This window comes from Burkholderia sp. LMG 13014, assembly GCF_905232215.1.
In the GTDB taxonomy this organism is placed as follows: domain Bacteria; phylum Pseudomonadota; class Gammaproteobacteria; order Burkholderiales; family Burkholderiaceae; genus Burkholderia.
Window position 1 is genome coordinate 1 of the sequence record NZ_CAJNKE010000470.1, and the last position, 4,660, is coordinate 4,660.

Here is a 4,660-nt window from a genome sequence, read left to right on the forward strand (position 1 = left end):
CGTCGCCACGTCGCCCGGCAGTTCGACCGCCGGCACGTGCGGCGTCGGCACGGGTTCGACGACGACGGAATCGGGGTCAAGTTCACCTTGCGCGGCGTCGGCCCGCGCCACACCTGCGGTGTGCGGTTCGACCACGTCGGTGAGCACCGGCGTCTGCGCACCGGGCTGAGGCTGAGATGTGTCGGACGCGCGTGAGCGCGCCGGCACCGGCTTGCCCGGCACCAGCACGTCGGTCAGCGTCGGGATCGAGGATGAATCGGCTTCTGTCACGGGAACACTCCGTCGACGGTTGCGGCTAGCTGCCCTGCTTGTAGTTGTTCAGCGCGTAGCCGCGGTCGCGGTAGAACCGGTAGCGGTCGCGGCCCGCGGCCAGCTCGTCCGGCGCGTTGCCGACCACTTCGAGCAGGCGCTCGAAGCGGGCGAACTGCGCGGGCACGGCTGCGCCGAGGTTCAGCAGCACATGATGATGCGGTGCGCGGTCGAGATCCGCGGCCAGCACGATCGGCGTGCCGGCTGCGTGCTCGCTGTCGACACCGCAATGCGGGATGAAATCGAGCGGCGAAAACGTCCAGAGCCGCTCGTCGAGCGCGCGCAGGCGCGCGGGCTCGGCGAGCACGACGACCGGCTGCCCGGCCTGGTAGGCCTTGCGCAGCAGCCGGCACGCGTACTCGAGCGAATCGCCGACGTTCGAATGGAAATCGATCCGCGTCATCGCCCGTGCACCCGCATCGTCGTCAGCACCGCCATCACTGGCCGGCGCGGTCGATCAGGAACTGCGCGAGCAGCGGCACCGGACGGCCCGTCGCGCCCTTCGCCGCACCACCCTTCCATGCGGTGCCCGCGATGTCGAGGTGGGCCCACGGATAGCTGTCGGTGAAGCGCGACAGGAAGCACGCGGCCGTCACGGCACCGGCCGGGCGCCCGCCGATGTTCGCGATATCCGCGAAGTTCGACTTCAGCTGGTCCTGGTACTCGTCGTCGAGCGGCATCCGCCACGCCGGGTCGTTCGCCTCGCGCGACGCGTCGAGCAGTTCGCCCGCGAGCGCGTCGTCGGTCGAGAACAGGCCGCTGTTGTGGCCGCCCAGCGCGATCACGCACGCGCCCGTCAGCGTGGCAACGTCGATCACCGCAGCCGGCTTGAAGCGCTCGGCGTACGTGAGCGCGTCGCACAGGATCAGACGGCCTTCGGCGTCGGTGTTCAGCACCTCGATCGTCAGGCCCTTCATGCTGGTGACGATGTCGCCCGGCTTCGTCGCGTTGCCGCCCGGCATGTTCTCGCAGGTCGGCACGATCGCGACGACGTTGATCTTCAGGCCCATCTCGGCGACCGCACGCATCGTGCCGAGCACCGAACCGGCGCCGCACATGTCGTACTTCATCTCGTCCATGCCCTCGCCCGGCTTCAGCGAGATGCCGCCCGTGTCGAACGTGATGCCCTTGCCGACCAGCACGACCGGCGCGGCCTTAACGGCGGCGCCCTGGTAGTGCAGCACGATGAACTGCGGCGGCTCGACCGACGCGCGCGCGACCGACAGGAACGAGCCCATCTTCAGCGCCTGGATCTGCTTGAGCCCGAGCACTTCCGCCTTCAGGCCCCAATCCTTCGCGATCTTCTTCGCGGTGTTGCCGAGGTAGGTCGGCGTGCAGACGTTGCCCGGCAGATTGCCGAGGTCGCGGGTGAGATCCATCCCGTTCGCGAGGGCGACGGCCTGCTTGATCGCAACCTTCGCGGCCTTTTCGTCGGACGGATCGACGCTGAACACGACGCGCTTGAGCGTGTGCGACGCCGGTTCCGGCTTGCTCTTCATCTGCGTGAAGCGGTAGGTCTCGTTGCGCAGCGCGAGAATTGCCGCGCGCACACCCCAGTCGGAGCTGCGCTCGTCGACCGGCAGTTGCGCGAGCGTGAACGTGACCTGGACGACCTTGGTCGCCAGCAGCGCGCGCCATGCGGCCGTCACTGCATCGTTATAGGCTTTCTGATTGAAAGCATCCTGCTTGCCGAGGCCGACGAGCAGCACGCGCGACGCGCCGATGCCCGACACTTCGTGCAGGAACAGCGTCTTGCCGCGCTTGCCGTCCATGTCGCCGGCCTTCACCACGCGCGAAATCAGCCCCTTGGTGGCCGTGTCGATGTCGAGCGCCGCGCCCGAAAGGGTCTGCGCCTCGAAGATGCCGAGCACGATGCAGTCGGACTTCCCGGTCAGGAACCCCTTGGCCTCGCCTTTGCTCCAATCACAGCCTTTTATGCTAAAGTCCATCGCGCTTGTCCTCGGATAAAATCTGGGCTAAGGATGAAAGCCGCAATTATCCGCTATTTTTCCCGTGGCGGCGCGAGCGCTCCACCACGCGTGCGCAGCCTCCCGCCCTCTTCTCATCAAGAATGATCTTCGAACGCTCCCTCCAGCGCGAGCTTGCGTATACGGCTGGCGCCGTGTTCATGGTGCTGCTCACGATCATGCTCACGACGATGATGATCCGCATCGTCGGCTACGCCGCGTCCGGTGAAATCGATCCGCGGGACGTCCTCGTGCTGATCGGCCTCACCGTGATCGGCTACCTCGCCGTGATGCTCGTCGTCACGCTGTTCGTGTCGATCCTGTTCGTGCTGACCCGGTGGTACCGGGACTCCGAAATGGTCGTGTGGCTCGCGTCGGGCGTGAGCCTCACGCGCCTCATCAAGCCGATCGGCGTGTTCGCCACGCCGATCGTGCTGCTGATCGCGTTCTTCGCATTCGTCGGCTGGCCGTGGTCGAACCAGCAGAGCAAGATGATCAAGGCGCGCTTCCAGCAGCGCGACGAGATCTCGCTGCTCGCGCCGGGCCAGTTCCGCGAGTCGGCCGCGAACCACCGCGTGTTCTTCATCGAGAAGATGACGCCCGACCAGAGCAAGGTGCAGAACGTATTCGTGACCTCGACCGAAAACGGCAAGGTCAACGTGGTCGTGTCGCAGACGGGCCATACCGAAACGCACGACGGCAGCCGCTTCGTCGTCCTGGAAGACGGCCGCCGCTACGATGGCACGCCCGGCCAGCCGAACTTCAAGATCATGGAGTTCGAGCGCTACGGCGTGAAGATCACGAGCACGCCGGTCACCAACGTGCCGACCACCAACAGCACGCCGACGCCGGACCTGCTGCGCAACCCGACACGCGACAACCTCGCGGAATTCGCATGGCGCGCGGGGCTGCCGCTGATCGCGATCAACCTGATGGTGCTCGGCATTCCGCTGTCGTACCAGAACCCGCGCCGCAGCCGCACGATCAACCTCGTGATGGCCGTGCTGATCTACCTCACGTACTCGAACCTGCTGAACGTCGTGCAGGCGCAGATCGAGCAGGGCAAGATGTCGTTCGGCGTCGGCCTGGTCGGCCTGCATCTGGTCGTTGCGGCGATCGTCGCGTTCATCTTCTGGTTGCGCGTGCGCAATCGTCCGCTGTTTACACGCGCGCTGTTCGGCCGCTCGGGAGCATGATCGATGCGGCTCTATGAAAAGTACTTCGCGCGGCAGATCTACGTCACGTTCGTCTTCATCCTGTTCGCGTTCTCGGGCCTGTTCTTCTTCTTCGACCTGATCAGTGAACTGAACTCGGTCGGGCACGGCAACTACAAGTTCGGCTACGCGGTGCTGCGCGTCGCGCTGCAAACGCCGTCACGCTTCTACGAGATCATCCCGGTTGCCGCGCTGATCAGCGCGATCTACGTGTTCGCGCAGATGGCCGCGAACTCGGAATTCACGATCTTCCGCGTGTCGGGCCTCGCGACCAACCAGGCGCTGCGCTCGCTGCTGAAGATCGGCGTGCCGCTCGTGATCGTCACTTACCTGATCGGCGAATTCGTCGGCCCGTACGCCGACCAGCTGTCCGAACGCGTGCGGCTGCAGGCGCTCGGCGCGTCGGTGTCGTCGAACTTCCAGTCGGGCGTGTGGGTGAAGGACACGCTCGCGGCCCGTGAAAACGGCGAGCAGGTCACGCGCTTCGTCAACGTCGGCAGCCTGTCGCCCGACTCGACGATCAGCAACGTGCGCATCTACGAATTCGATTCGAAATTCCAGCTGCGCAACGTGCGGATCGCGCAGACGGGCCGCTACGAGCCGCCCGGCCACTGGCTGCTGAAGGGCGTCACCGAAACGGAGCTGACGCCGATCAAGCCGATCAGCGGCCAGCCGGCTGACGCGCTGAACCCCGTATACCGGTCGCAGCAGGTATCGCTGCCCGAATACCGGCTGCGCTCGGACCTGACGCCGCAGATCCTGTCGGTGCTGCTCGTGTCGCCGGAGCGCATGTCGATCATCAACCTGTTCCGCTACATCCAGCACTTGCGCGAGAACCAGCAGGACACGCAGCGCTACGACATCGCGCTGTGGCGCAAGCTGCTGTATCCGTTCGCGGTGTTCGTGATGCTCGTGCTGTCGCTGCCGTTCGCGTACCTGCACACGCGTGCGGGCGTGGTCGGCGTGAAGGTGTTCGGCGGCATCATGCTCGGCATGAGCTTCCAGCTCCTCAATACGCTGTTCTCGCACATCGGCACGCTGAACACGTGGCCCGCGCCGCTCACCGCGGCGACGCCGGGCCTGATCTATCTCGCGCTCGGCCTGTTCTCGCTCAAGTGGGTCGACCGGCACTGAGCGCCGCGTCATGACGGAGGCTTCGACATGAGTTCG

At 65.7% G+C, this 4,660-nt stretch carries 4 protein-coding genes and 1 pseudogene; 2 read left to right on the forward strand and 3 right to left on the reverse strand.

What is annotated here, in order from left to right; all coding sequences use genetic code 11:
• The 3 genes and pseudogenes from JYJ84_RS28860 to JYJ84_RS28870 form a co-directional block, all read right to left on the reverse strand.
• Window positions 1-270 (reverse strand): annotated as a pseudogene (locus JYJ84_RS28860) (DUF2486 family protein); the annotation flags it as partial.
• 25 nt (window positions 271-295) lie between these two features.
• Window positions 296-712 carry a DNA polymerase III subunit chi gene (locus tag JYJ84_RS28865; RefSeq protein ID WP_122946050.1) on the reverse strand — a complete coding sequence of 139 codons (417 nt, stop codon included), beginning with the start codon at window positions 710-712 and terminating at the stop codon, window positions 296-298.
• 34 nt (window positions 713-746) lie between these two features.
• The gene (locus tag JYJ84_RS28870; protein WP_122946051.1) at window positions 747-2,258 is read right to left on the reverse strand and encodes a leucyl aminopeptidase; all 1,512 of its coding nucleotides are present in this window, start codon (window positions 2,256-2,258) and stop codon (window positions 747-749) included.
• Window positions 2,259-2,380: 122 nt separating this feature from the next.
• On the opposite strand from JYJ84_RS28870, the gene lptF reads away from it, so the two are divergent.
• Window positions 2,381-3,472, forward strand: coding sequence for an LPS export ABC transporter permease LptF (gene lptF, locus JYJ84_RS28875; RefSeq protein ID WP_122946052.1), 1,092 nt, complete (start codon window positions 2,381-2,383; stop codon window positions 3,470-3,472).
• 3 nt (window positions 3,473-3,475) lie between these two features.
• Window positions 3,476-4,624 carry an LPS export ABC transporter permease LptG gene (lptG, locus tag JYJ84_RS28880; RefSeq protein WP_122946053.1) on the forward strand — a complete coding sequence of 383 codons (1,149 nt, stop codon included), beginning with the start codon at window positions 3,476-3,478 and terminating at the stop codon, window positions 4,622-4,624.
• Window positions 4,625-4,660 lie beyond the last annotated feature (36 nt).

What these genes read in the sequence shown, in the direction of transcription:
- lptF (WP_122946052.1), top strand. Translation starts at nt 2,381, where the DNA reads ATGATCTTCGAACGCTCCCTCCAGCGCGAGCTTGCGTATACGGCTGGC.
- JYJ84_RS28870 (WP_122946051.1), bottom strand. Translation starts at nt 2,258, where the DNA reads ATGGACTTTAGCATAAAAGGCTGTGATTGGAGCAAAGGCGAGGCCAAG.
- lptG (WP_122946053.1), top strand. Translation starts at nt 3,476, where the DNA reads ATGCGGCTCTATGAAAAGTACTTCGCGCGGCAGATCTACGTCACGTTC.
- JYJ84_RS28865 (WP_122946050.1), bottom strand. Translation starts at nt 712, where the DNA reads ATGACGCGGATCGATTTCCATTCGAACGTCGGCGATTCGCTCGAGTAC.